A 22,410-nucleotide genomic window follows, 5' to 3' on the forward strand; every position below is an offset into this window, starting at 1 on the left:
CCAGTCCGTTATCACGACCCTGTTATTCCCCTTGTCGAATACGTAAATCTCCTCGGCAGTTTCGTCCAGCGCCACGGCGGAGATGCTGTTGAAGTGCCTGCCCGTCGCAAGCCCGTCGATGCTGAAGAGATAGCGTACCCTGAAACTGCGTGTAATGCGCCCCTCTTCCTCCTCCTCAAGGCCCCCTTCGTCCTGCCCCCCCTCGTCAAGGATATCCTCCTCCACGACGGCCTCTTCGGCTACGACCTCCACGGGGACCGCCTCCGTCACGGCGGGCTCACCACCCTCCTCAGCGACGGACAAGCCGGGGAACAGAATAAAGGATAAACAGAAGAGGAATAAGAATGTTCTCATAAGGGGCATAAAAGAGTTCTACGAAAATATCGGACTTTAGGGGCTGTTGAAAAAGTTGTCATTGCGAGGAGCCGACGGCCAGCGGGCCGTCGCGACGCGGCAATCTCTAACTCGTTGATTTATATGAAAACGAGATTGCTTCGCTTCGCTCACAATGACACCGAGTTGGGTTTTTCAACAGCCCCCTTTACACTTCATTCTAACCCATCCGGGAGCGAGGGTCAAGGGGCGGGGCACACCATGATGGTGTTTCAACTTCATGACGGTCGTTAGTGGCTTATGGGGTGGAAGTTGCAGTGGGGGCGCATACGCGTTAACCGTGCGGCAGCACCATGATGCCTGCCCTGAGCCGTCCGACTGGCTCACGACAGGCCTGTCGAAGGGGTGTTCAAATTCACGGTGGCCGTTCCGGGTACGCGGGCAATAAAAAGCAGCTGCCTGCTATCTATTGTCGGTTATCGGTGGAAAGCAAAACGCCGATAGACCGGCACGCGGTAACCCCCAAACGGCAGGGGCCCTTGCCTTCGCAAGGGCCCCGCAATCCGAACTCTAAAAGGCCATAAAAAAAGGGAGGGGCAAAGCCCCTCCCTTTTTTTGAACTAAAAGCTACCTGCTTATTACCTGTTGTGACAGAGCTGGCAACCCCTGTTGCTCGCTATACCCAACCCGGTCTGGTTACCGGTGGTAACCGCATCGAGGTAGTTCCACCTCAGGTTGTCGTAGTAGGGTCCGCCGTGAGCGAAGTGACAACTCAGGCAAAATACCCTGTCTTCATCATTCGCACTGAGGTAGAAGACCCTCTGGTTAAGGGTGGTATTGCCGTCCACAACCGGCAGCACCTGGCCTGCCGCGGTGGCGTCGTAGGTACTGGTATCGATGATGGGGATACCGGAACCGGACTCCTGCAGCACGTTGCCGGGACTGTGGATGGTCTCATCGACCGGGTGCCTTCTCCAGTCGCCCGCAGAGGCCCGGCCACTGATACCGAGGTCAGCGGCATCGTTATCGTTGTTGTTCTCCTCATGCCAGTCGTCGTGACAGGCCGCGCACCAGTATGCGATACCGCCGGTGCCTGCGCCGTAGGCGTTGCTGTTGGGAGAGTCGTTCGCCAGATTCGTCAGACCAGCCTGGCTGACTTCCACGGTGGTATTATAGATGGGCCAGATGGCCTGCGTCTTGCCGCCACCCCCATCGTACGGCGTATAGGTGCCGCTACCGGAAGTACCGGTGACTCCGCCGACCCAACTGGTGGTAAGGGCGTCGATCGTTACGGTGTCTCCGGAGTTGTGCGGCGTCTTCTTCAGGTTCCTGAACGTGTTGGTGATATTCGTGCCGCCAACGCCGGCTCCGTGCGAGTCGTGGCAGGACGAACAACTGAAGCTCGCGACGTCGCTTGCTCCTTCCGAGGTGTCCATGCCCGGAGGAGTTACGGTCGTCATGCCGATAGAGTGCCCGTAACCCTGGGCATACGGCGAGCCGCCGGCGGCTGCATCGGTACAATCCGTGAGGGCTGTCAGGTCGCTACACTCCGCGCGGAAGTTGCCGCCGGAGCCGATAAAACCGATATCGGTGGCCTCATTCCAGACTAAGCCGGTGAGGACCTTCGGTGCGGTCTGGCCGTGCGGGCTGTGGGAGTTGTTGGCCTGGGCGCCCTCTTCCGCATGGCACTGTAGACATAACCGGTGCATCTGCGCCCTGTTCGTGAGCGAACCCCTCAAGAGTATTATGGAGCCGCCGACTGCGCCCCCGAGATCGTCGTTGCCCTGGCTGTTGTGCATGGTGTGGCAGTTTCCGCAGACGAGGTTGCCCGCGCCCCTGTGGATGGCCATGGAAGGCGTGGCCGCCACAAAGAGTAGCCCCACCAGTACGCTACAGACAAGCAGGGCCGGCAAATAATAGCTTCTCATAGTTCCCTCCTCTTTTTCCTTATTTTTAAATCCTATTGACATCATAAAAAACGTCCCCTGTATGAAAAACACCTGAATGAGGCGACCGTCACCTCAAACCTGACCTCAAACCTGCTGCCATCGTCGGCACCTATTGTTAAAACTAAATTAACAGATTTTAATCCGGCTGTCAAGGAAAAAAATGTAAAAAAATACTCTTTCGCGCAACAAAAAAGTGCCCGCCTCTCGATTGCAGAGTGGGGATTGCGGATTGTAGATTGGTTCTTTTATTCCGCAATCCCCACTCCGCAATCCGCAATCGAGACTGCCGCCTACCTTGTATCGGGCGCATAGAACTCCTTCTTGGGCACGCTGTGGCACCGCCGGCAGTTCTCGAACCCCTTGGGCTGGAATGCCACCTTGCCGTGGCACCTGCCGCAGTACTCGCCGTTCCAGATATCGTACATGGTGAACGTGTTGGCCTTCTCTTTATCCTTGAATATGGCGGGGTGGCAGTTCTTGCAGGAGAGCCAGTAGGTGTGCGCCTGGTGGGGGAAAAGCACGTCGGCCATCAGCCTGTCGTTTATCTTGAAGAGGATGTCCTTCTGGATATCCTTCTCCTTGTCCGCGTCCGTGCCTTTTTCCCTGACCGCCTCCAGTATGGTATCGCTGGGCTGTATCAAGCCCTCCCTGGCGGCGACACTCCAGTCGGGGTAGCCGTACTTGTCCGTGGGAAACCCCCTGATAGCGGCCGGAACGGCTGCCGGGTCCATGGGTTCTGGCGGGGTCCACGGGTCCGGCAGCTCGGGGGTGAACTCAAACCCCGCGAACCTCTCTTTTACGGCCGCGGCAAACTCGGCCTGCACCTCCGCCTTCCCCTTCTTCACCTCCCTGTGCTCCCTGACGGCACCCTGGCTGGAGAACTCCGAGAAGCCCTTCCTGTAATACGGGATGGTGTCGAGGCCGGGGTTGGGTTGGGGGGCGCTCAAGTCCCTTGTCGTTACGTTCGTGCAGCCGCAGACAGCGATGGATACGGCCGCAAAGAGACCGATGCGGAAGAGGAAAAAACTCACTACTCCCTCTTCTGGAACACCTGCACCCGGCTGCCGTCCGCGGTGAACAGCCTCCCCCGTACGTCTACGAATATATGGGTGGGATGGTCGAGTTCCCCGGGCTTTACCCCGAGCCATGAAAGGGTCTCCACCACCCTGCCCCCCATATCGAAGACAACGATGGAACCGGCATGGCGGTCCAGTACGTAAATAAGCCCGTTGCCGTCAACGGCAAGGCTTACGGGGAAGCGCAGGCCGCCTTCACCGCCCCGGCCGCCGAAGCTCGTTATAAGAACCCCCTCGCCGCCGAAGACGTAGACCATGGCGGCAATGGAGTCCACCGCGTACACGAAACCGTCGGCGCCGACCCGGACGTCGTTAAACCCCATAAACCCCTCGCCCTCCACGGTTATCTCCCTTATGAAGGAACCGTCGTCGGCCACGACGAGTATCCTCCTGTTGAGCCTGTCGATGACGTAGAGCCTGTCTTCGGTATCCACCGCGAGCCCGCCCGGCACGAACCTCTCAGCCCCGGCGGGGACCCCCTTCAAGGGAAACGGCTCTACCAACTCATTTTTAACGTCTATCAGCGTAAGCTCCGCCCTCTCGGCATCGACCAGGATAAAGATCCCCCCCCCCGTCTTCACGACGGCGCTGGGCAACTTTATCGCGTCATCGGAGAGCTCGGAGAGGTACTCGAGCTTGCTGTCGAACGAGACGAGCCTGCCGTTGCCGGTATCCGCCACGTAGAGCCTCTCCTTTTCCTCGTCAAAGAATACGGCCCCGGGCTGGTCGAGCATCCCGGTGAACTCGTCCCCGGTTATGACGGCGAGCAGCTTGGCCCCGGCCGAATGGGCCGGGAGGGCGAACGCAAGGCCGGTAAGCAACATCCCGGCAACACATATAATAGTCCTGTAGTTCATCGCAAACCTCCGACGCATATCTATACCTCGTGGCACTGTACGCACAGTTCCCTGTCCTTTTCGAAACGCAGGATGAACTCCTCCGGAGAGCCCATGGGGTTGTGGCACGTAACGCAGTCCATGGGCGTTTTGGAGCGCGGGTCTATCGTCTCCACTCCCACCGGATGGGTGAAGGCACCCTGGGTGGGATGGCACCCAACCGCCGCGCAGGTCTCTATGGGGCCCCCGGAGAGAAAGAACCGGTTATTAGAGCCGTGAGCCGTATGGCAGTCCGAACAGAGCGCCAGCTTCGGGTGACTGTGGTCGCTCCCGGCCACGAAGCTTTTCGTGTCCTTATGGCAGCTATAGCAGACCCTGTCCTCCCTGCCCTTCAAAAGGTGTCTTTGGTCGGACGCGTGCGGGTTGTGGCACTCGCTGCAGGGGTTATACACGCCGCGGGTCATAAGGTGGCTGTTTATCCTGTTGAAGCCGGCCATTGTCTCATCATGGCACTTGGTGCAGAGCGCCGTACCGCTGCCCGTAACCTTGTTGGAGCCCCGCAGGTGACACTCCGTGCACGCCCCGTCCTCGAACGGCTTATGCAGCGTGGCCTTCAACATCGCCGGAGAGTCCGACGAGTGGGGGCTGTGACAGCCCGAGCAATCCGTGCCGGATACGTTATATCCCCCGTGTACGCGGGTAATGCGCTCACCCTTCGCCGGGTGGCAGCGCCCGCAGATCTCGCCTCTCTCCGCGGCCAGGAGCCCCTCCCTCTTGGAGGAGTGGGGCTCGTGGCAGGCCGAGCAGTTGCCCTTCCTGACCTCGGGATGGACGTTCTTCCGGCCCATGAGCTCCTTTTTCGGGTGGCATGGAAAACATACCTTGCCGCCGGCCTGCTTAAGCAGCCCCCGGGCGCCTGCCGCGTGCGCGTCGTGGCAGGCAAGGCACTCCCCGCGCTCAACGGGGTCGTGCACGAACTCCTCCGAAAAGCCCCTCTCACGGTCGTGACAGTTATAGCAAAGCTCGCCGCCGGAATCAGAGAGAAGGCCGGAATGCCTGGAGGCGTGGGGACTGTGGCAGGAGGTGCACAACCCCAGCTTGAGCGGCTTGTGGACCACCGCTTTCTTCATATACGCCGCGCTGTCGCGATGGCACTCAAAGCACAACTCCTTTGTACTCTTGACCATCCCGGCATCTACGGTCTGGCACAGAAGCCAGGCGACCTGGACGACGACAAGGGCGGCGACGAGCGCCCCCCCGGACGGTACGCCCCGCCTTGATATAGCCGCTTTACATCTTTTCATGGCACCCTGCGCAATCGCCCTTTTCAAAAGGCTCGTGCTTCACCTTATGCAAAAGCCTCCTGTCCGCCGAACCATGCGAGTCGTGGCAACCGGTGCAGTCACTGCCCTTTGTCGGGATGCCGGCGTGGGCGTCTACAAACGCCTCGCCGGCCTGGTCGGCGTGACAGCTGTTGCATATGACCTTTCCGGAGGCGACCAGAAGCCCCCTCTGCTCGGTATAATGCATGTTATGACATACCTTGCAATCCCCGAACGCAACGGGCTCGTGGGTGAACGGCGCCTCCTTCAACTCCGCCCCGAAGTCCGCGTGACACTCCACGCACAAACTCTTCATCGGCCTCGAGAGGGCACCTTTTATACCGCTGCCGTGGGGCCTGTGGCAGCCGAGACACTTCCCGTCCACGAGCGGCTTGTGGCGGACCCCGGCCTTTTTCAACCCGGCCTCCACCTCCTCGTGACACCTGTAGCAGAGCCTGGAGCCCACGTCCCGGAGCACCCAGGGGTTGTTGGAGGCGTGCGAGTCGTGACACTCGAGGCATTTCCCTTCGGCGAAAACCGTGTGCGCTCCACCCCAGTAGGGTATCTTTTTCTTATCCTCGGCGTAGTGGCAGATGAAACAAAGCTCTTCCTTCTCCGCCCTGAGGAGCTTCTCGACACTACCCCCGTGCGGCTTGTGACATCCCGAGCAGTTGCCTTCCCTTACCTTACCGTGCCTTATAGCCTTGGCGAACTTCTTCCTCTCATCGACATGACACGCGTAACAGGCATCGTCCTCCCTGGAGACCAGCACGGACTCGTAATCCGACGCGTGGGCGTCATGGCAGGGCAGGCACGTGGAGTTCTCCACCGGGGCATGAGTCACCGCCACGTTTACAAAGCCGTCCCGTTCGTGACACTCGTAGCACAGTTCGGCGCCGACCGCCCTGAGTATCTTTTCGTTGTCCGAGGCGTGGGGACGGTGACAGCCGCTGCAAAGACCCCGCTCCACGGCCGTATGGATAAACCGCTTCTCGTGCCTCTCCTCGCTGCCCCTGTGGCAACTGTAGCATAACTCCTTCTCCACCAGGACGAGCTCGTTCTTCTGGTCGGATGCGTGCGGGTCGTGACATACGGTACAGTTCCCCTCGGCTACGGGAGAATGAGTATGCGCCCTCTTGTAACCCTCCTCCAACCCCCGGTGGCAGTCGTAACAGAGTTTGTCCTTCACGGGCGTTGTCTTCAAGGGTTCGGCCGAATCAACGGGGTTATGGCAGTCGGCGCATTTGCGCTCTAAAAATGGCGGGTGGCTATACTCCCTCGTAAGGCTGTCCCCCCCGGGGGAATGGGGCTCATGGCACCTCAGGCAATCCGTGCCCTCGGGCTTGTATCCGGAGTGTGCACGCACCGAAGCCCCGGAGGCGGGGTCGTGACAGTTCAGACACAGGTCGTTCCCCTCCTGAAGGAGGGCGTAGGAACGTCCGCTGGAATGCGGGTCGTGGCAACTGCCGCAGCCCCTGTCCACGGCCATATGCCCGGTCTTTTTATCGAAAGGCCCTTTTTCATGGCACTGGTAGCAGAGATTGTTGCCCTCCAGACGCCTGAGGCCCTTGAACCTGGAAGAGTGAGGGTCGTGGCATCTCAGACACTTCCCTTCGACCACGGGCGCGTGAACGGGCGGCTTTTCAAGCATGTCCCGGGCCCCTCCATGACACCCGTAACAAAGCCCGGCACCGGGAGACTTCAGGGCAAGCGCGCCGAGAAGGCCGTGCTGTACGTGGCACCCCTCGCACCTCCCCTCGGCCAGGGGCCGGTGCAGCTTACCCTCGGCCTTGAACCTCGCTACCTCCTCCTTGTGGCAGTCGGTACACGACTTCCTGACTATCCCCGTCCCGGCACAACCCGAGATCAAAACGGCCGCCGCAAGGACTATGAATAACGAAAACCCGGCTGGTCTCAACTCCTGTCCTCCCTACTTTCCCACGAACTTTTCAAGCTCCGCCTCGTTTATCTCCACGGCCACAACCTCCCTCAAGCGGTCCAGATACCTCCTCAGCGTACTATGGAACCTCTCCCTGCCGATAGTCACCTCTATATCGCGCCTGACGTCCTTCAAGGCAGTATACCCGCCCTCTTCATGGCCGAGGACCTTCAGAATAGAGTAGCCGTACCGATACTCGAAGGGCCCGAATATAGCCCCCCTCTCGGCGGCCTCCACCTCGGCCCTGATCCCCTCGGGGACGACTGTCACCGGGGCCCACCCCATATCGCCTCCCTGCGCCCCGGACCGCGTGTCAACAGACTTCTTCTTTGCAAGGTAGGTAAAGTCCGCGCCCTTCTTAAGGTCGTCGTATATCACCTCCGCCTCCTCGAAGGTGTTGAGATGTATCACCTTGAGCTTTACCCTGTTGGGCTGCCTGTAGTTTTCCCTGTTCTTTTCATAATAGTCCGAGATATCTTCTTCTTTAACCTCTACCATGCGCAGCACGATTTTTCTCTTGAAGTGGTCTATAAGGGCTTTTCCCCTGTACCTTTCGATCTTCGCGGCGACCTTCGGCTCCTTATCGTAACCCCTTCTGAGTGCCTCCCTGTCCAGCAGCCTGTAGACGACGAGGCTTTCGAGCTTCTTTTTCCTTTCCCCGTAATCCCCCCTCTTCTCAGGCTCCATCTCCTTGAAGAGTTCACGGGCGGTCACGGGTTCCCGTCCTATATATGCCACCGCGCCGTCAAGGAGCCCTGCGTCATCCGGTGAGGCGCTCGCCAGCGCCTCCTCGTCTATCTTTACGCTCGCCCCCTGCCGCAACTGCACGAAGTACTCCTGCTCCCTCCGGCCTATATTCTTTTTTCGTATCTTCCTCTCTATCTGCCACCTGTCGGCAGGTGTCATCACCCTCGGCTCCTCCTTTGGCGCCCCCCCGCCGAGCTCCTGTATGCGCTCCCAGTACTTTTCTATCTCCCCCTCCTCCACTTTAACCCCGGACACCACCTCGTCCTGGCGAAGGCGGTCGAGAGAGAGGTTGAGGGAGTAGTTCTCCATGGCCCTTACAAAGTCGGGCGCCTTGTCGAGTTCGAGGTTCTCGGCCTCCAGTTGAACGAGCTCATCGTCTATGATCTCGTTCAGCAGCTTCCTGAAGTCCTGTCTGTCGAAAGACTTGGTTTTGGAAAGGGACCTCCCGGCGCGGCCGCTTTTGTGCCGCCGGTCCATGGCGGTTAAAAGCTCGGTCGGCGTGATAAACCTGTCGTCCACCCTGGCCACATACGGCTCCTTCGGCTGCGTGGAAAAAGGCCACAACGCGAAGGAATCCCTCGGAAGCAACACGGCCGAGCAGGTTATGAAAACGACAAACAGTACCAGGCAATATTTGAATCTACCAGCCGGGCAGGGCCCGAAGGCAGGCGTATTCAGCAATCTATATGTCCGTGTCACCATTCTATAGTATCTACCATCTCCCTTACGGCGCGATGTGCCAGGGTGCTGATCGCCCTCATCTCGCCGAAGTCGAAGATGATGATATACTCGTCTCCTTCCCTTTCACTTTGTTCCGCCCATAGAAGACGGCCGGAAGATGACTCGACCATCCTGGCCGATATCGAAATCCTCGGCGGCTTTCCCCAGCCGCCCTTTCGGAACTCGTGCACGGTGCCGATTATAATAGCGTCTACATTGAGACGCCTGCCGATAAGCTTGAGCCGGTCGAGCTCTATCTCACCCAGGACGCCCACTCGCTCCTGTATCATGAACTGGCGTACGTTGCCGGGCTCCTCGATACGGTACCTGCCGTCCTTGAACAGTTCGGTGACATATGCGCTGGCAACCATATCCCCGGCCTCCAGCACCTCCGTCAAGTTGGAAAACGGAAGAACGGCCACCTTTCTATAGCCGTTGTAGCCGTTGCCCTCATAGTAGCCGCCGTTGCCGTTATCGTAACCGTTGCCGTTGTCGTAACTGTTGCCGTTGTCGCTGTCATTGCCGCTGTCGTTGCCGTTGCCATTGCCATTGCCGCCGTAGTAGCCGTCGTTCTTGCCGGGGACATACACCAGGTAGCCGTCGCCGGGGATATATGCAGGATAGCCGTATCCGGCGGCGTATGTCCGGTAGTCCTGGCCGCGGGCGGGTGCCTGGTAGTCGTTTACGTTGACTCTACCGCCACGGTTTGAGTGCAAGGTAGTGCCGCAACCGGCGGCGAGAGACACTACCGCGACAGTAAGAAGCAGGAGATATGCCGACGCGCGTCTCATAATCCTAACCCCGTGACCCTCAACTCCACACTTGTCAACCATCCCGGCATGCCGGGATTTTTTACGGCCGCAACACGCCTTATTCCCCTAATCCGGAAGCGCCGGCAGGGGACGGCTTGACCGCCGACAGTCTAACCCGGCCGCAACGTTAACATCCGGCTACCTCTAAAAATCTTTCATGTACTTCTTTCTCAACTTGGCGAACGGTGTCTTGTTGACAAAGGCCGAGGGTATCGCCTTTCTGAGCTTGAACGTATTGCCCGCCTCGTCCTTGGCAAAGACCGAAAAAGCCATCTTCCTCAAATCATGCTCCGGGGCGAGCGTATACTCCAGCTTTTCCGGAATAGCGCCCTTCCCCGCCATGACCTTCAGCTTATTGCCTCCCCTGTCCGTTATGGTAAGCTTCCAGGATTCTATCTTCTCCTCGCGGTCATAGTCGAAGCTGAACATGACTATGTCCTCATCCGCCATGTCCACGGCGACCTCTATCTCCGGCGGCCTGCTCCTCACCCTTAAAACGTCGGTAAGGAGCGTCTCGTTCCCGGCCCTGTCCTTTACCGAAAAGTTATAGGTATAGTCTCCGTCTTCCACCATACCTCCACGGTCCTTCTCCCCCTTCCACACAATATTCCGGGGGAGTGCGCCGAACCCCCTGTCATGCCTTACCACCTTACCGTCGATGTCGACTATGTCGATACTCCACTCGTCGATCTCATCGCGGTTCAAAAGCTCGGGGGTGAGCTTCACCCCGCCCAACTTCCTCGGGGAAAACACCTTCTTGTTAAGCGCGAGGACGACCTCCGGAGCCGTGTCGTCTACCACGACCTTCCCGGCGGCGGCAAAGGAAAACGGTGTCATCGCCGGGTCCCTCGCGACAATATCGATGTGGTACAGGCCTTCACTGTCCGGCACCTCCACAAGGCCCCCGTACTCGTACTCCCCCACCATGGCCAGCGCGTATTCCCTGCCCCCCACCATGGCAACCACCTCTTTCGGCGCATCCGTGATGGGCATAATCTTCACCCTCAAGTCCACCTCCTCACCGGCCTGTGCCATGGGCGGATAGGTAATGACCCTCTCTATCTCGAAGGGGCTCAAAACGATGTCCCTTATAAAAAACCTGTCGGCGATGCTCTTTACAAGGTCGCCTGTCACCATGGCGCTGAGGGTATCGAGGGACCCTACCACTCCCAACCCCAGGACGGTCTCGAAGTCATGCCCCACGTAGGTAAGGTTGTCGGCCCAGACCATGGCGCCGTCCGCGGTACTGACCATGCGGGCCGTAACGCCTACGACCGTCCTCGTGCCCCTCTGGTAATACTGGTCTACGGAGCCCACCATCACGGCGTCGACGCCCAGGACCTTGCCCATCTCACGCGCGGTAAGCCTGGTTATGGCCCCGGTATAACGTATCCTCCTCTTCGCGAGAAACCGCTCAACGACGCCTTCCTCGGTTATAAGTACCCAGCCCTTGCCCTTGAGCTCCTTCCTGATATATTCGGCCACCAGTTCCGGGGCGTCCTCCCTCCCGGAAAAGTTCTCAAGGGGCAGCATGGCTATACTCTTTATGACCAGGGGCTGACCGCTTCCGCCGTAGTTGCGGTTGACGGGGTAACAGACGCTGCCGTTATAGTTGCCGCTGCCGTTGCCGTTGCCGCTGCCGTTATCGCTGCCGCTGTTGCTATAGTAGCCGCCGTTGCCGGATATGTAGACGTTTACAACTTCGGCGTTGGAAGTGCCGGGTAAGAGATGGAAAGAAAACAGGCATAACAGGAGGGCAAAGAGGGTTCTCCGCCCCCGCAGCGTTGCCGCGGCATTTCTCGGAATTTTCTCCTCTTTACCCACGGCCATTACCTCTCGAAGCTTTTCTAAAGGGTGCCGTCTCCTGCCTCAACCGACGGCCCACCACACGTTCCGTCCTACAACAGAGTATCTAGAACCTGCCTTACGGCCTTCCTCGTCATCGGGCTCCTGTGCAGGGGGTCTATGCCGATTATCTTCCTGAAAAAACTTGTCGACCTGACCGTACTCTTCGCCTCCCACAACACCACGGCGGAGCTTGCATCCACCATCCTCATGGAAAGCTCCACCATGGCCCCGTACTCGTCCACGCTTCCCAGTATCACGGCCTGCACGTTCAACTTTTCCCCTATCAGTTTCAGGGTCTTGTTGTCCGCCTCCGCGACAGCCCCCGGGCTGTAACCACCACCCCTCAGCACACTGCGTACCACCTTCGAAACCTCACCGCGTTCCACCACATCGAAGACGCCGCGGGACAGAAGGTCGATGGTCACGAAACCCCTCACCCTCTCTCCGGCGTTCCTGTCCCCTCCGAGGTTGTTGAACGGCAGTATGGCGACCCTTCTTATATAGGAAAAGTCGGCCTCGGGGTTGATATACCTCATCGGCCCCCCGAGCCTGCTCCCAATACCACCGCCTATACTCCCACACCCCGCCACAAGAGTAATGCACAGTAGCGCCGCAAAACTACATCTAAACTTTTTCATATACTATCTCATTATACATAATCCATATCACACGCGCAACTTTTTTTTTGCCGCGCACCGGGCCCGTAAACTCAAAATCTGACAGTCGCTACCACACGGAAGACGTCCGTCTGCCTGCCGTCGCTCTTCGATACGGTATAGGAGCCATCCAGGTCGAGCCGATGGGCCGGACGCCAGCCGAAGGTAACCCCGTACCTGTCGGTAGAACCTATCTTGGCGTAATTCATCCTTACCCGGACCTTCTTGTTCCCGGGCGACCACACAGCGGTATACCTCTCGGAAGAGTCCGGCCTGATACGGAAATCGGCCGAAAACGACAGTACTCTCGTGGGGTTGAGATAGATACGCGCACCAAGAGTATCGTTCGTGTCGGAAGTTCCATCCGTGGAGGTCCAACTGTTGGACCCGTTAATCCGTATATTCATGAAGTTCCACGGCACGACCCTGAGATTCCAGCCAATGCTCTCGGTGTTTGTCTTTGTGCCCGATGCAAGGAGCTTTGTTTCAGTCGCATTCCCGTTAAGGCGGAAGTCCACTCCCTTGTAGATTTTCATGGACACGGAGCCTCCCATGCTGTCGGACTTCGAGATCTTCTCGCCGTCCGATAGACTCTCGGAATGGTGATACGTGGCGTTTGTCCTCACCGTCGGAAGCGGAAGAGCGGAAAACGACAAGGAAAAACTGTCATTGCCCCCCACACCAACCCCTGTGGTCTTACCCCTCGACTGTGAAAAACTACCTCTAAGGCGAGCGCTATATCTGGGGATAAGGAGGTATCCCGCGTTAAAACCATGGCTCATGTAAGTCTGCCTTCGACTGTCACCCTGGTCGCTATCCGTACGCGTCTCACCAAAATTTATATTATAACCCATATCAAGCCGCAGGGTCGGGTGGTATGTAATGCCGAACCCCCCGTAATACCTGTCACCGGTGGAGGTTACTTCACTTGTCGGTATGTCGTTCAGGTAACCTATGGCCTCGATCTCGGTCCCCTCTATGGGGTCTATCCCCTGACCGGCGGTATTCACGACCTTGAAGTATCGTGCCTGTATCTCGGCAAAATCGAACTCAAACCTCCTGAACAGCGAGTTATAGGATACCGCGGGCGCCCCCACCAGCGTCCAGGTGGTAAGGGACGTGTCGTTGGTTGTATACAACTGCCAGCCGAAGTTGTAAGTACCGTTAATAAGCTCGGTTATTTCCACCGGGGTCGTGGTTATGTAGAGGTATATCGTGTGTATACTCTTCTGGCTCCCCATGTCGATCCCCGTATTCCAATAACCGGCATTAAGGTCTATGGTCGGGGTTACCGCAGCCCCCGTGTTGTTGTCCGTCAACTCATTCTCGGCCGGAAGGGGGGGGCCGTCGGCCGGAGTCAGGTCCACGCCGGCCAGGCCGGAGGAGGAGGACAACTCCTGCTCGAACCGCACGGGAACCCCCGAGCGGCTCTCGGTGGTACGCTCGTTGGTCGAATACCCCACATTGGCGGTGGTATGCACCTTTCCATCCATGAAGTCCCTGTTCATATCCACCGCCACGGAATGGCGCCACATCCTTGTTTCATGGCTTACTGTCCTATCCTCAACTCTTGATGCCGAAAAGTCATACCTCAGGTTTACGTCGGTCTCGAGGACAGTGAACAGGGTCCCGGTATTGGCTGAGAAGCTGTCGTGAACGCTATCGTATTCGTATGAAGAACCCTCCGTCTTTGAATGTACGCGCCTGTAATCGAGGGTAAACGGCGGCACCCGCCTCCATTGCTCGGGAGATATGAACCCCAACCCGAAAGTGGTATATGAAACGTGGGTTTCATGGGAGGGCCAGCTGTCCGTCCTGTTGAAGCTTATTTTGAAGTTGTACAGCTCCTTTTCCGTCGCCGTCCTGGGGGGGGTGAACCGTAAGCTGAAAAACGGTGAGGTAGTGGCCTCTTTCTTCCCGTCCCGCTCGTCTATCGAGTGGGCGACACCGCCGGTAAAGAATATAGTATTGGTCAGCGCCCTCGATACGGCCAGGGTATAGTCCTGGTCGGAGCCGTCGGAGCTCCTGGTGACGTCCCCGGTGGGCGACTCGTACCTGCTCCAGTCATAGGCCCACCTAATCCTGCCGCTTACTGACGCAAGCGAGGCGTCCGGCGCCATAATGGAGGCCAGGGCCGCCGCAACTATAAAAAGTACTCCTTTCTTCACTGCATCCTGTCCACGGTGACGAGGCCATAGGGGGCCTCCCCTACCGTAATTTCCTTTACCACCCTCTCAGCAAGAGGGTCGATGAGGGTAAGCGTTACGCCCCCGGAGTTCGCCACGTAGAGGCGTTCCCTGTCCTCGTATCCGACAATGCCTACCGGGCCGGCACCCACCCGCAAGACCCGCCTTATAACATCCTCCGAGCTGAAAATGGAAACCGTGCCGGCCAGGGCATTCGTAACAAAGAGCCTGTAGCCGAACCCCAGCAGGCCCCTCCTGGGTGGGTCGTGGAGAGTAACGGTCTTTTCCACCTCCCTCGAAGACAGGGAGACGACCGACAAGCTCCTGGAGCCCTCGTTGAGTACGTACAACTTGCCGTCTCCGACCATAATGCCGGCGGGCCTGTTGTCGACGGTGATGGTGGAGGCCACCGAATCGTCTACGGCGTTTATGATCATCAGGTTGTTGGAATGCTCGTTGGTGACATAGACGTCCCTTCTCTCCGCATCCGAGGCAATGGCCGAAGGGGACATACCGACTTCGATGGTGTTCATGACCCTCCTCTTTACGGTGGAGACCACGGTAACGTCGTTGGAAGCCCTGTTTGTCACGTAGAGCTTGCCCTCTATGTCGCCGTCAAGGTTGGGCATGTAGGCGATCTCGACCGGCCGAAACCCCTCGGTAAGGACTATCGTCTCCCTTACGGCGAAGTGGCTCACACTTACCTCCGACAGGGTCCCGGAGCCGGAGTTCACCACATAGAGCTTCTCGCCTATCGGGTCCATCACCATGCCCATGGGTGCGCTTCCCACTGTCACGGCGGCTACGACCCTCTCGATGTCCATGTCTACTATGGAGATATAGTTCGAACCGCTGTTCGATACGAAGAGGAGCTTTTCCCTGGCCGAGGGTACCTGCGGCTCTACCTCTATGGCTGGTTCGAAGAAGACCCTCTTCCGGAGCGACCTGTCCGGGTTCCATGCAAGGGAGAGCACGAAGCTCTCTTCCGCCTTCAGAGTGACGCGCAGCGGCAAGACCACCTCTCCGCCCTCCCCCGGGAGGGAAAGGCTCGCACGCCCTTCCCCCCTGCCGACCGACGCGGCGGAGAGGACCAGCTTCATGCCCGTATAAGAACCGGGCTCCACGAACGCCTCCTTCAAGAGGACCTGCCTGTCGACCAGGTCCCGTGCCGATACCTCGAAAGGCCCCTCGGCCGCACTCACCCAGTCTCCGGACTCACGGCGGACGTAAATACCGCTTATCGTAAAGACGATATCCGGCGGCCTCGTGGAAGTCGAGTGCATGTAGAAGAGCAGCCTCGCGGCCCCGGGCGGGTAGGGTGGAGAAACGTCTTCCATAAGCTGCGCGCATCCCGAGAGCGCAAGAATCGACATCAAATATAAGAACCGTAAGACCCTCACCCGCATAAACCACTCCCTTGAAGGGCTCCATAACAAAAAAATAGCCCATAGAGGCGAAACCTCCTCGCTGGGGGCACCTCACCCCATATCGAGAGGATATCTCTAAAAAAATACCACACAGGACGCTGTCATTGCAACTCTATTCCGCATAACGGTATAGTACCCTTTCGGGTAGCGGCCCTACATATGCACCTTCATCTCGGGGTCGAATACGTGATAGGTCGCCCACGGGAAGTACACCAGTCCCCAGTAAAGCAGGAGTGAGGCCGCAAAGCCCCATACGAACCATACCGCCACCCTCATGGTCTTCCACCCGTAGAAGACCCTTCCATGTATCGCGACGGCGTAGACAAACCACGAGACCACGAACAGATACTCCACCGGGTCCCACACCCACCAGGAGCCGTGAAGCCTTGATGAGTAGTAAGAGCCGAGGACGAACATAACGGTGTGGGCGATAAAGCCGTTCAGGAGGCAGTTTAAGAGCACCCGCTCGAAGAACCCCTCCCCTGAAACCACTCCCTCCCAACGCCTCCCGATCAGAAGGGCCGCGGCCGAGGCGAAGCCCAGGACGTAAAACCCCCAGGCTATCCAGGCAAAGAGCGCGTGGAAGTACACCCACAGGCTCTGCTCGGATATTACGAGCGGTTTCCCGCCGACGTCGAACGAGAGGCCGTAAAGGCATATCAGGAGGGCGAAGGGTATGGTAAAGGGGGCAAGCCGCAGTTCCCTGTCGATAAGGAGCGTAAAGAGAGCTATGGCCCATGAGGCCGCCATGGTCTCCTCGAAGGTCCCGAGTATCGGGGGATGGGAGGTGGCCGCCCACCGAAGCGCCGCGAAGAGGCCGTGGAGGAGGAGTATGGACAGGCAGAGGGCACGGCACGTGCTTACGGAGGCGCCCCACCGCCCCCACACTCTACCGGCGAGCACGGCCGAAAGGACGGCGTAGAGGCCGAGCCCCGCTATATATATCGCCCACTCAAGGCCGCTCATAGGTCCTCCCCCCCCTCCCCCCCTCCGCCCTTACGGGGCCTTCGGGGCCGGGGGTACAGCCTCATCGCGAGCCCGGCCAACGCAAGGACGAACCCGGAGAATACGACCGTCTCTCCCGGGTCCTTTATAACTGTCATTCCAACCCAGTACCTGAGTCCGGTAAAGGTAACGGCCAGGTCGCCGAACCTCACCGTCTCTCCCCTTACGAGCGTCCCCTCATAGAGGGTGCTTCCGAACCACTCGACCCTCAAGCGGAAGACCGGCTCCTTCAAGTTCACCCTCAGGCTCCCTGGCTCTCCCTCTTCGGAGCCCGGGTCCGGCAACACCCGCACGTACAGCCTGTAGCTCTTCACATAGAGTATGCCCTCGTTTCCCGGGGGGAAGAGGTTTACCCTCACAACCCCTTTCTGAACGGGCCTGCCCTTTTTTCCCTCTTCGACCAGCAGCTCCGGGAAAAGACCGAACCCTTCTATCTTCAGCCTGGCCCCGTCCATCTCCGGCCCACCGTTAAGCCATACACTGGCGCTCTCGGCGAGTGTTTCAGCCGGGTACTTGATACGGGCCTCGAGCCCCGTAAAGTAGACCCTGTTCCCCCAGAACTCCGGGGTTATTTCCTCGACCCTGAAGGAGAGGTTCGGGGCAAGGCGCTCGAAAGAATCGTCTGGCCGATAACGCGCATAATCGGCCTTCCCCCCGAAGAACGTATCGCCCTGGGTAAGCACCATGTCCCCGCTGAAGCGCAAAAACCAGCTCAGCGCGCACCCAACGGCGACGATAACGAGCGCTATATGGAATATCTGGTTCCCCCTGTAGACGTAGTCCCGTGTCAGGAGGTTTATAAGGAGGTTTATGACCAGGAGGACGCCCCAGACCGCAAGCGGGCCCCACACCATAAAGGACTGGGGTGTCCTTACGTCCATAACCCCGAGGATCGTAAGGTAGAACAGGTACGCGGCCCCGCTTACAAGAAGACCGATCGAAAACCCCTTTGAGCCGAGGAAACCGAAGACCTTTTTAAGCATCCATTAACCTTTGGAATGCAGGGGACCGGCCCGCTCAGACATACGGGTTCCCTTCGCTTATCTCCCGGAAAGACCTGCCCATCGGTATCTGGAGCATGGCCGAGGTCAGGTGGGTCATGGGGAACCCTCCGAGTTTCAGGTGCCAGAGGCGGCTGAGTATCCTCCCGGTGCTGAAGGCCTCGGCCCTTAGCCAGAAAAGCGCTTTCTCCCTCCACTCGACACTCATCGCCGGGTCGTCGTGGGAGAAGACGGCCCTGTTGCCGTTATAGTACTCCCACCCCCTTTCGGGGATAAGGTAAGGCCGGTACTCTTCATACAGGTCCGTCCCCGGAAACGGAGTTACCTGCATGGGGTGCGGCATCACCTCGAGCCTGTCGCAGATATCGAGCGCCCGCCTGTAGTCGTCCGGGGTGTCCTTCCTGCCGCCGAGCATGAGGAACATCATTATGTCTATGCCGTGGTCCTGTATCTTCTTTATCGCGTCCACCCTGTCACTACCCTGCTTCATAAGGGCGTTCCACTCCTTGAGGCTCTCGATATTTTCGGACTCCCAGCCGACCATAACGAGCGTCAGCCCGCTCCTCCTGCCCCACTTGAGGAGTTCCTCCCCCCTTGAGTGCTGGGCGCTCACCAGGTCGCCGGAGCCTATCCACCACTTCCTCATCCCCGAAAGCTCCTTGTAGAGCTCTATGTAGAGCTTTATGGACCTGTCTATCCCGGCCCCCCATATGTTGTCGTCCACGTTCCATAGCATCCGGTAGGGGCTGGAGGAGACCTCGCCGACGACCTCCCCGGTGGGCCTGTGCCTTATCTTGTTGCCGAAGAACTTGTAGACCGAGCAGTAGCTGCACTTAAAGGGGCACCCCCTGGCCGTAAAAAAGGAGCCCATTGGGTACCTGGTCTTCAGAAGGCCCTTCCTCGGCCTCGGTATGTAGTCGAGCGGCAGTTGGGGGCCGTTATAGACGGGTTTGAGCTTGCCCGCCTCGAGGTCGCCGAGGAGTTCGCCCCACACACCCTCGGCCTCGCCGGTTACGACGGCGTCGGCGTGGGCCAGGGCCTCGCCTGGAAGCACGGTCACGTGCATCCCGCCGAGCGCCACCTTAATGCCCCTCTCCCTGAGTTTGTCGGCTGTAGCGTAGGCCCAGCGGGCCTGTGGAGTAAGCACTGTAATGCCGACAAGGTCGGAGTTTATGGCATCCGGGTCGAGGTCTTCCCGGTTGACGTCGATGAGTTCGACCTCCACCCCGGGCGCGACCTTCTCGGTAAGGCCCGCCAGGTATTCGAGTACCGGCGGGGCGATGGGCAAACCCTCGCTCTTCTGTATCTCATCGAGCCGCGCGAGAGAGACCAGCCTGTTCGTTTTTACGTATTCGCCGAAAGGCGGGGAGATGAGTGTTATTTTCATCCGGTAGTGTTTAAAAGCTCTCAGGGAACGCCAGCCATACGGCCCGGGAGGAAGGGGAAAAAGCTATCCGGACGCCGGGGCGGCCTTCTTTTCGGGGCCTCTCAGGATACTGAGGTGCCTCTCCACTTCCTCGGGGATCTTGCCGAGGTCCCCGAGTTTGTTGACGAGGAAAGAGTTCGTCATCATTAGCCTCATGGACTCCAGGAGATAGTCCCGCTTGAACTCGTCGGCCGTATTAACGACCTCCCGGAGCTTATCCATGTAGAATCGCCTGTAACAGTCCACTATCGCGCGGTCTATCTCCTCGAGCGTCATACCCTCGGGCTCCACCACCGGGTCTATAAGGTTGTAGCGCCTGTAGTCGAAGACCTTTATTCTGTCCTTGAGATCTTCGTACATATCGGCATAGGGCCACGGGGCTATGGCAAGGAAGTGGCAGAAGTCGGGGTTGTACTCCTTTGCGAGTTTCAATGTCCTTTCGACCGACTCTTTGGTGTCGCCAGGAAGGCCGAGGATCATCGAGGTCTCGGTGATTATGCCGTTCAGGTCAAGGAGTCTTAATGCCTCCTTCGCGTCATCGACATTTACGTCCTTCTTGAAGAGGTCGAGCGTGGACTGGTCGGTGGCCTCTATGCCGACGTATATGTGGATGATGCCGGCCTTACGGTACTTGGGCAGTATGTCGCTGTCCCTTAAGATATCCTCGACCCGCGTCTCCATAAGGAGGTAGACGCCCATGTCCTTTTCTATCAGCAGGTCGAGAAAGCTCTCCCACCTGGCCCTGTCCTTTGTCGGGTAGTCGTCGGTCAGGAGCACCACGTTCACCCCGAACTTTTCCTTCTGCAGCGCTATATCCTTTACGAGCTCTTCGGGTTTTCTCGCCCGCCAGCTCTCCCTCCAGAACTTGCGCTGCGAGCAGAAGGTGCACTCCTTGTCGCAGCCCCTCGAGGTATCGATCGCCCCGAGCCTGGAGTCCGGGATGATAAAGTAGTCGTAGTCCTCCCAGTCGAGGAGATCCCAGGCCTTCCGGAGGAGGTCGAGCTCCCGGGCGTCCATAAGCGGCCTCTCCGGGGTCGCGACCACCACCGCGTCCTTAACGTACGCAACGCCCTTTACCTCGGAAAGGTCGCCGCCCGCCTCGACGGCGCGGAGGAGTTCGGCGAGTGTCTTCTCCCCCTCGCCCCTTACTATTAAGTCAACGTTATCGGAGATGGAAAAGACCTCCTCGTACATGAAGGTCGGATGTATCCCGCCGAGGATGGTTTTAACGTCCGGACTGACCCTTTTGGCCGTTTCAAGCACCTGGAGCGCGTCGGTAATGGTGCACGTTATGGCGGAGGTGACGACGTAGTGGGGTTTCAGCTCCCTTATCTTCGCCTCTATCTCGCCGTGGCCCACGTCCTTGGTCATGGCGTCGTATATGACGGGCTCGAACCCGGCCTTACGCGCCGCTCCGGCGAGGTAGACCATATGGAGCGGGACCCATCTGCCGGCGACCTCGACCACACCCGCGTGGTAGGGCGGCGTTATGAAGAGAACTCGCTTCTTCATGTCCGTGTAATCTTAAGCATCAATTCTTTCAACCGCTCCCCCTCCACGGTACCCATGACCTTTTCGGCCACCCTGCCCTCGCTGTCTATGAAGACGGTGAAGGGGAGTGTCGTAACGTTATAGTCGTACGCTATGGTGCCGTCCTCGTCGTAGCCGACCGGGGCCGGGAGGTCCTGGGCCCTCACGAACTCCACTATGTTGGACTTCCTGTCGAGCACGCCCACGCCCATGACGAAGACCCCGTCGTAGTCGTCGGTTATGGTCCCGAATATCCTCCTGCAGGCGTTGCACCAGCTCGCGGTAAAGTGGACGACGACCGGCGTGCCCCTCATGTCCGAGAGCTTTATGTTTCTGTCGAGCCACTCATCGCCGCCGCCGCCGACAACCGTTACGCTAAAATCCGGGGCGTAGCCTCCGGCGTCCTTCGAGCATCCGATAGCGACGGGCAGGGCAAGGATGAGGAGTGCGGTAAACGCGTACGCGGGGTAAAGCCTCATCTATTTTTCCTCATGGTCCAAACGATAAAGCCCCCGAGGATACCCAGGAGCGTACCCGCTATCTCGTGGATCAACGCCATATTGTGGAAGAAGCCCGCGTAGGTCCCGAACCAGTAGGCCACAAAGCTCGTGCCCACGCCGAGCCCCACAACGGCGCCTACCGCCATACAGGTGGAGCGGCCCCTCCCGGGGTTCTTTACGTGTCCGCATGTCGGGCATTTTTCGTTCCGGATATCTTCGGGCACCACTACTCCTCACACTCGCGAAATATTATTATTATATCACGCGCATTACCGGTATTGGAAGGGTTTTCGAGGGAAAACACACGTATACGATGGCGCCCGGCGGCGGGCGGGCGGGTCAGTGCATTCCAAAGACCTTCAACCCCGCCGCGGCCTTCTTCTTAAGCTCCCCGAAGCTCCTGACCTTCGTTATCCTCTTAAGTATATAGGACGGCCTCAGGTAAAAGTCACGGTACCCCTTTACGAGCAGCTCGCCGAGCTCTTCCCTCGTGAATATCTCGCCCCAGTGCGGGGGCACGAACTCCGGGGTCGGCTCCTCGGCGAACTCCCGCCAGTAATCTTTTTTTATAACCCCGCTCTTGAGGCCGTCGTAATAGATCCTGGTGGCCGGGAAGGGTGTAAGGATGGTCATGTGCACGTAATCCGGGTTAAGACTTTTCATGACCTCGAACGTTTCATGGATATCCTCCTCGGTTTCGGTGGGGTTCCCGATCATGAAGTAGGCGAGTATCGGTATGTCGTACTTCCTGGTAAGTTCGAAGACCTCCTTCACCCTGCCGATGCCTATGTTCTTATTGAGCACTTCAAGTATCTTTTCGGTACCGGCCTCCACTCCGTAGTGTATCCCCCGGCATCCGGCCGCCTTAAGAGCCCTTAACATCTCTTCTGTGACGGTATCAACCCTCGCCCTTATGTCCCATCCTATGTCGAGCTTCCTCCGGACTATCCCGTCGCATATAGCCACGACCCTCTGCCTGTTTACCGTGAAGGTGTCGTCGTAGAAGAGGAAGTCGTGTATGCCCATGCGCGCGCACTCCTCCAATTCATCCACCACGTTCTCCGGGGACCTGGCGCGGAACGTCTTGCCCAGGTGCG

At 58.5% G+C, this 22,410-nt stretch carries 19 protein-coding genes; all 19 read right to left on the reverse strand.

Annotated features, from left to right (window positions below; genetic code table 11):
* The coding region (locus V3W31_00085; protein MEE9613335.1) for a hypothetical protein at positions 1 to 270 on the reverse strand (270 nt) is incomplete at its 3' end.
* Between the two features lie 701 nt (positions 271 to 971).
* A complete protein-coding gene (locus V3W31_00090; protein ID MEE9613336.1) occupies positions 972 to 2,261 on the reverse strand; it encodes a hypothetical protein in 1,290 nt (429 codons plus the stop codon).
* Between the two features lie 311 nt (positions 2,262 to 2,572).
* The gene (locus V3W31_00095; protein ID MEE9613337.1) at positions 2,573 to 3,313 is read right to left on the reverse strand and encodes a c(7)-type cytochrome triheme domain-containing protein; all 741 of its coding nucleotides are present in this window, start codon (positions 3,311 to 3,313) and stop codon (positions 2,573 to 2,575) included.
* Complete coding sequence (locus V3W31_00100; GenBank protein MEE9613338.1) at positions 3,313 to 4,215, reverse strand: NHL repeat-containing protein; 903 nt, start codon at positions 4,213 to 4,215, stop codon at positions 3,313 to 3,315. The genes V3W31_00095 and V3W31_00100 overlap by 1 nt, the downstream gene beginning before the upstream one ends.
* A gap of 20 nt (positions 4,216 to 4,235) precedes the next feature.
* Entirely contained in the window at positions 4,236 to 5,498 is a 1,263-nt protein-coding gene (locus V3W31_00105; GenBank protein ID MEE9613339.1) for a cytochrome c3 family protein, read from the reverse strand.
* A complete protein-coding gene (locus tag V3W31_00110; GenBank protein ID MEE9613340.1) occupies positions 5,485 to 7,386 on the reverse strand; it encodes a cytochrome c3 family protein in 1,902 nt (633 codons plus the stop codon). Before V3W31_00110 ends, V3W31_00105 begins: the two co-directional genes overlap by 14 nt.
* 60 nt (positions 7,387 to 7,446) lie before the next feature.
* Positions 7,447 to 8,883: a peptidyl-prolyl cis-trans isomerase gene (locus tag V3W31_00115; GenBank protein MEE9613341.1), complete on the reverse strand. Its 1,437-nt coding sequence runs from the start codon at positions 8,881 to 8,883 to the stop codon at positions 7,447 to 7,449.
* 14 nt (positions 8,884 to 8,897) lie between these two features.
* Positions 8,898 to 9,713: a hypothetical protein gene (locus tag V3W31_00120; protein MEE9613342.1), complete on the reverse strand. Its 816-nt coding sequence runs from the start codon at positions 9,711 to 9,713 to the stop codon at positions 8,898 to 8,900.
* A 165-nt stretch (positions 9,714 to 9,878) separates the two neighbouring features.
* Positions 9,879 to 11,564 carry a hypothetical protein gene (locus V3W31_00125; GenBank protein MEE9613343.1) on the reverse strand — a complete coding sequence of 562 codons (1,686 nt, stop codon included), beginning with the start codon at positions 11,562 to 11,564 and terminating at the stop codon, positions 9,879 to 9,881.
* A 68-nt stretch (positions 11,565 to 11,632) separates the two neighbouring features.
* Positions 11,633 to 12,118 (reverse strand): hypothetical protein, encoded by a 486-nt coding sequence (locus V3W31_00130; GenBank protein MEE9613344.1) that lies wholly within the window; start codon positions 12,116 to 12,118, stop codon positions 11,633 to 11,635.
* 173 nt (positions 12,119 to 12,291) lie between these two features.
* Positions 12,292 to 14,406, reverse strand: coding sequence for a hypothetical protein (locus tag V3W31_00135; GenBank protein MEE9613345.1), 2,115 nt, complete (start codon positions 14,404 to 14,406; stop codon positions 12,292 to 12,294).
* Positions 14,403 to 15,761: a hypothetical protein gene (locus V3W31_00140; protein MEE9613346.1), complete on the reverse strand. Its 1,359-nt coding sequence runs from the start codon at positions 15,759 to 15,761 to the stop codon at positions 14,403 to 14,405. The genes V3W31_00135 and V3W31_00140 overlap by 4 nt, the downstream gene beginning before the upstream one ends.
* Positions 15,762 to 16,004: 243 nt before the next feature.
* Positions 16,005 to 16,817, reverse strand: coding sequence for a cytochrome c biogenesis protein CcsA (ccsA, locus tag V3W31_00145; protein ID MEE9613347.1), 813 nt, complete (start codon positions 16,815 to 16,817; stop codon positions 16,005 to 16,007).
* Complete coding sequence (locus tag V3W31_00150) at positions 16,814 to 17,839, reverse strand: cytochrome c biogenesis protein ResB (GenBank protein ID MEE9613348.1); 1,026 nt, start codon at positions 17,837 to 17,839, stop codon at positions 16,814 to 16,816. The genes ccsA and V3W31_00150 overlap by 4 nt, the downstream gene beginning before the upstream one ends.
* 34 nt (positions 17,840 to 17,873) lie before the next feature.
* On the reverse strand, positions 17,874 to 19,244 hold the full coding sequence (locus V3W31_00155) for a radical SAM protein (GenBank protein MEE9613349.1): 1,371 nt from the start codon (positions 19,242 to 19,244) through the stop codon (positions 17,874 to 17,876).
* A 63-nt stretch (positions 19,245 to 19,307) separates the two neighbouring features.
* Positions 19,308 to 20,795: a cobalamin-dependent protein gene (locus V3W31_00160; GenBank protein ID MEE9613350.1), complete on the reverse strand. Its 1,488-nt coding sequence runs from the start codon at positions 20,793 to 20,795 to the stop codon at positions 19,308 to 19,310.
* Positions 20,792 to 21,292, reverse strand: coding sequence for a TlpA disulfide reductase family protein (locus V3W31_00165; protein MEE9613351.1), 501 nt, complete (start codon positions 21,290 to 21,292; stop codon positions 20,792 to 20,794). The genes V3W31_00160 and V3W31_00165 overlap by 4 nt, the downstream gene beginning before the upstream one ends.
* The gene (locus V3W31_00170; protein ID MEE9613352.1) at positions 21,289 to 21,459 is read right to left on the reverse strand and encodes a hypothetical protein; all 171 of its coding nucleotides are present in this window, start codon (positions 21,457 to 21,459) and stop codon (positions 21,289 to 21,291) included. The genes V3W31_00165 and V3W31_00170 overlap by 4 nt, the downstream gene beginning before the upstream one ends.
* A 193-nt stretch (positions 21,460 to 21,652) precedes the next feature.
* Positions 21,653 to 22,410 (reverse strand): radical SAM protein (locus V3W31_00175; GenBank protein MEE9613353.1); only part of this gene is annotated, 758 nt, incomplete at its 5' end.

Source organism: Thermodesulfobacteriota bacterium (genome assembly GCA_036482575.1).
Taxonomy (GTDB): Bacteria; Desulfobacterota; GWC2-55-46; order GWC2-55-46; family JAUVFY01; genus JAZGJJ01.

Bases quoted from the DNA above. Each gene is read 5' to 3' on its own strand.
- V3W31_00155 (MEE9613349.1), bottom strand. From the start codon at position 19,244: ATGAAAATAACACTCATCTCCCCGCCTTTCGGCGAATACGTAAAAACG.
- V3W31_00140 (MEE9613346.1), bottom strand. From the start codon at position 15,761: ATGGAAGACGTTTCTCCACCCTACCCGCCCGGGGCCGCGAGGCTGCTC.
- V3W31_00150 (MEE9613348.1), bottom strand. From the start codon at position 17,839: ATGCTTAAAAAGGTCTTCGGTTTCCTCGGCTCAAAGGGGTTTTCGATC.
- V3W31_00160 (MEE9613350.1), bottom strand. From the start codon at position 20,795: ATGAAGAAGCGAGTTCTCTTCATAACGCCGCCCTACCACGCGGGTGTG.
- V3W31_00105 (MEE9613339.1), bottom strand. From the start codon at position 5,498: ATGAAAAGATGTAAAGCGGCTATATCAAGGCGGGGCGTACCGTCCGGG.
- V3W31_00130 (MEE9613344.1), bottom strand. From the start codon at position 12,118: ATGAGGTATATCAACCCCGAGGCCGACTTTTCCTATATAAGAAGGGTC.
- V3W31_00090 (MEE9613336.1), bottom strand. From the start codon at position 2,261: ATGAGAAGCTATTATTTGCCGGCCCTGCTTGTCTGTAGCGTACTGGTG.
- V3W31_00100 (MEE9613338.1), bottom strand. From the start codon at position 4,215: ATGAACTACAGGACTATTATATGTGTTGCCGGGATGTTGCTTACCGGC.
- V3W31_00125 (MEE9613343.1), bottom strand. From the start codon at position 11,564: ATGGCCGTGGGTAAAGAGGAGAAAATTCCGAGAAATGCCGCGGCAACG.
- V3W31_00165 (MEE9613351.1), bottom strand. From the start codon at position 21,292: ATGAGGCTTTACCCCGCGTACGCGTTTACCGCACTCCTCATCCTTGCC.
- V3W31_00170 (MEE9613352.1), bottom strand. From the start codon at position 21,459: ATGGCGGTAGGCGCCGTTGTGGGGCTCGGCGTGGGCACGAGCTTTGTG.
- ccsA (MEE9613347.1), bottom strand. From the start codon at position 16,817: ATGAGCGGCCTTGAGTGGGCGATATATATAGCGGGGCTCGGCCTCTAC.
- V3W31_00120 (MEE9613342.1), bottom strand. From the start codon at position 9,713: ATGAGACGCGCGTCGGCATATCTCCTGCTTCTTACTGTCGCGGTAGTG.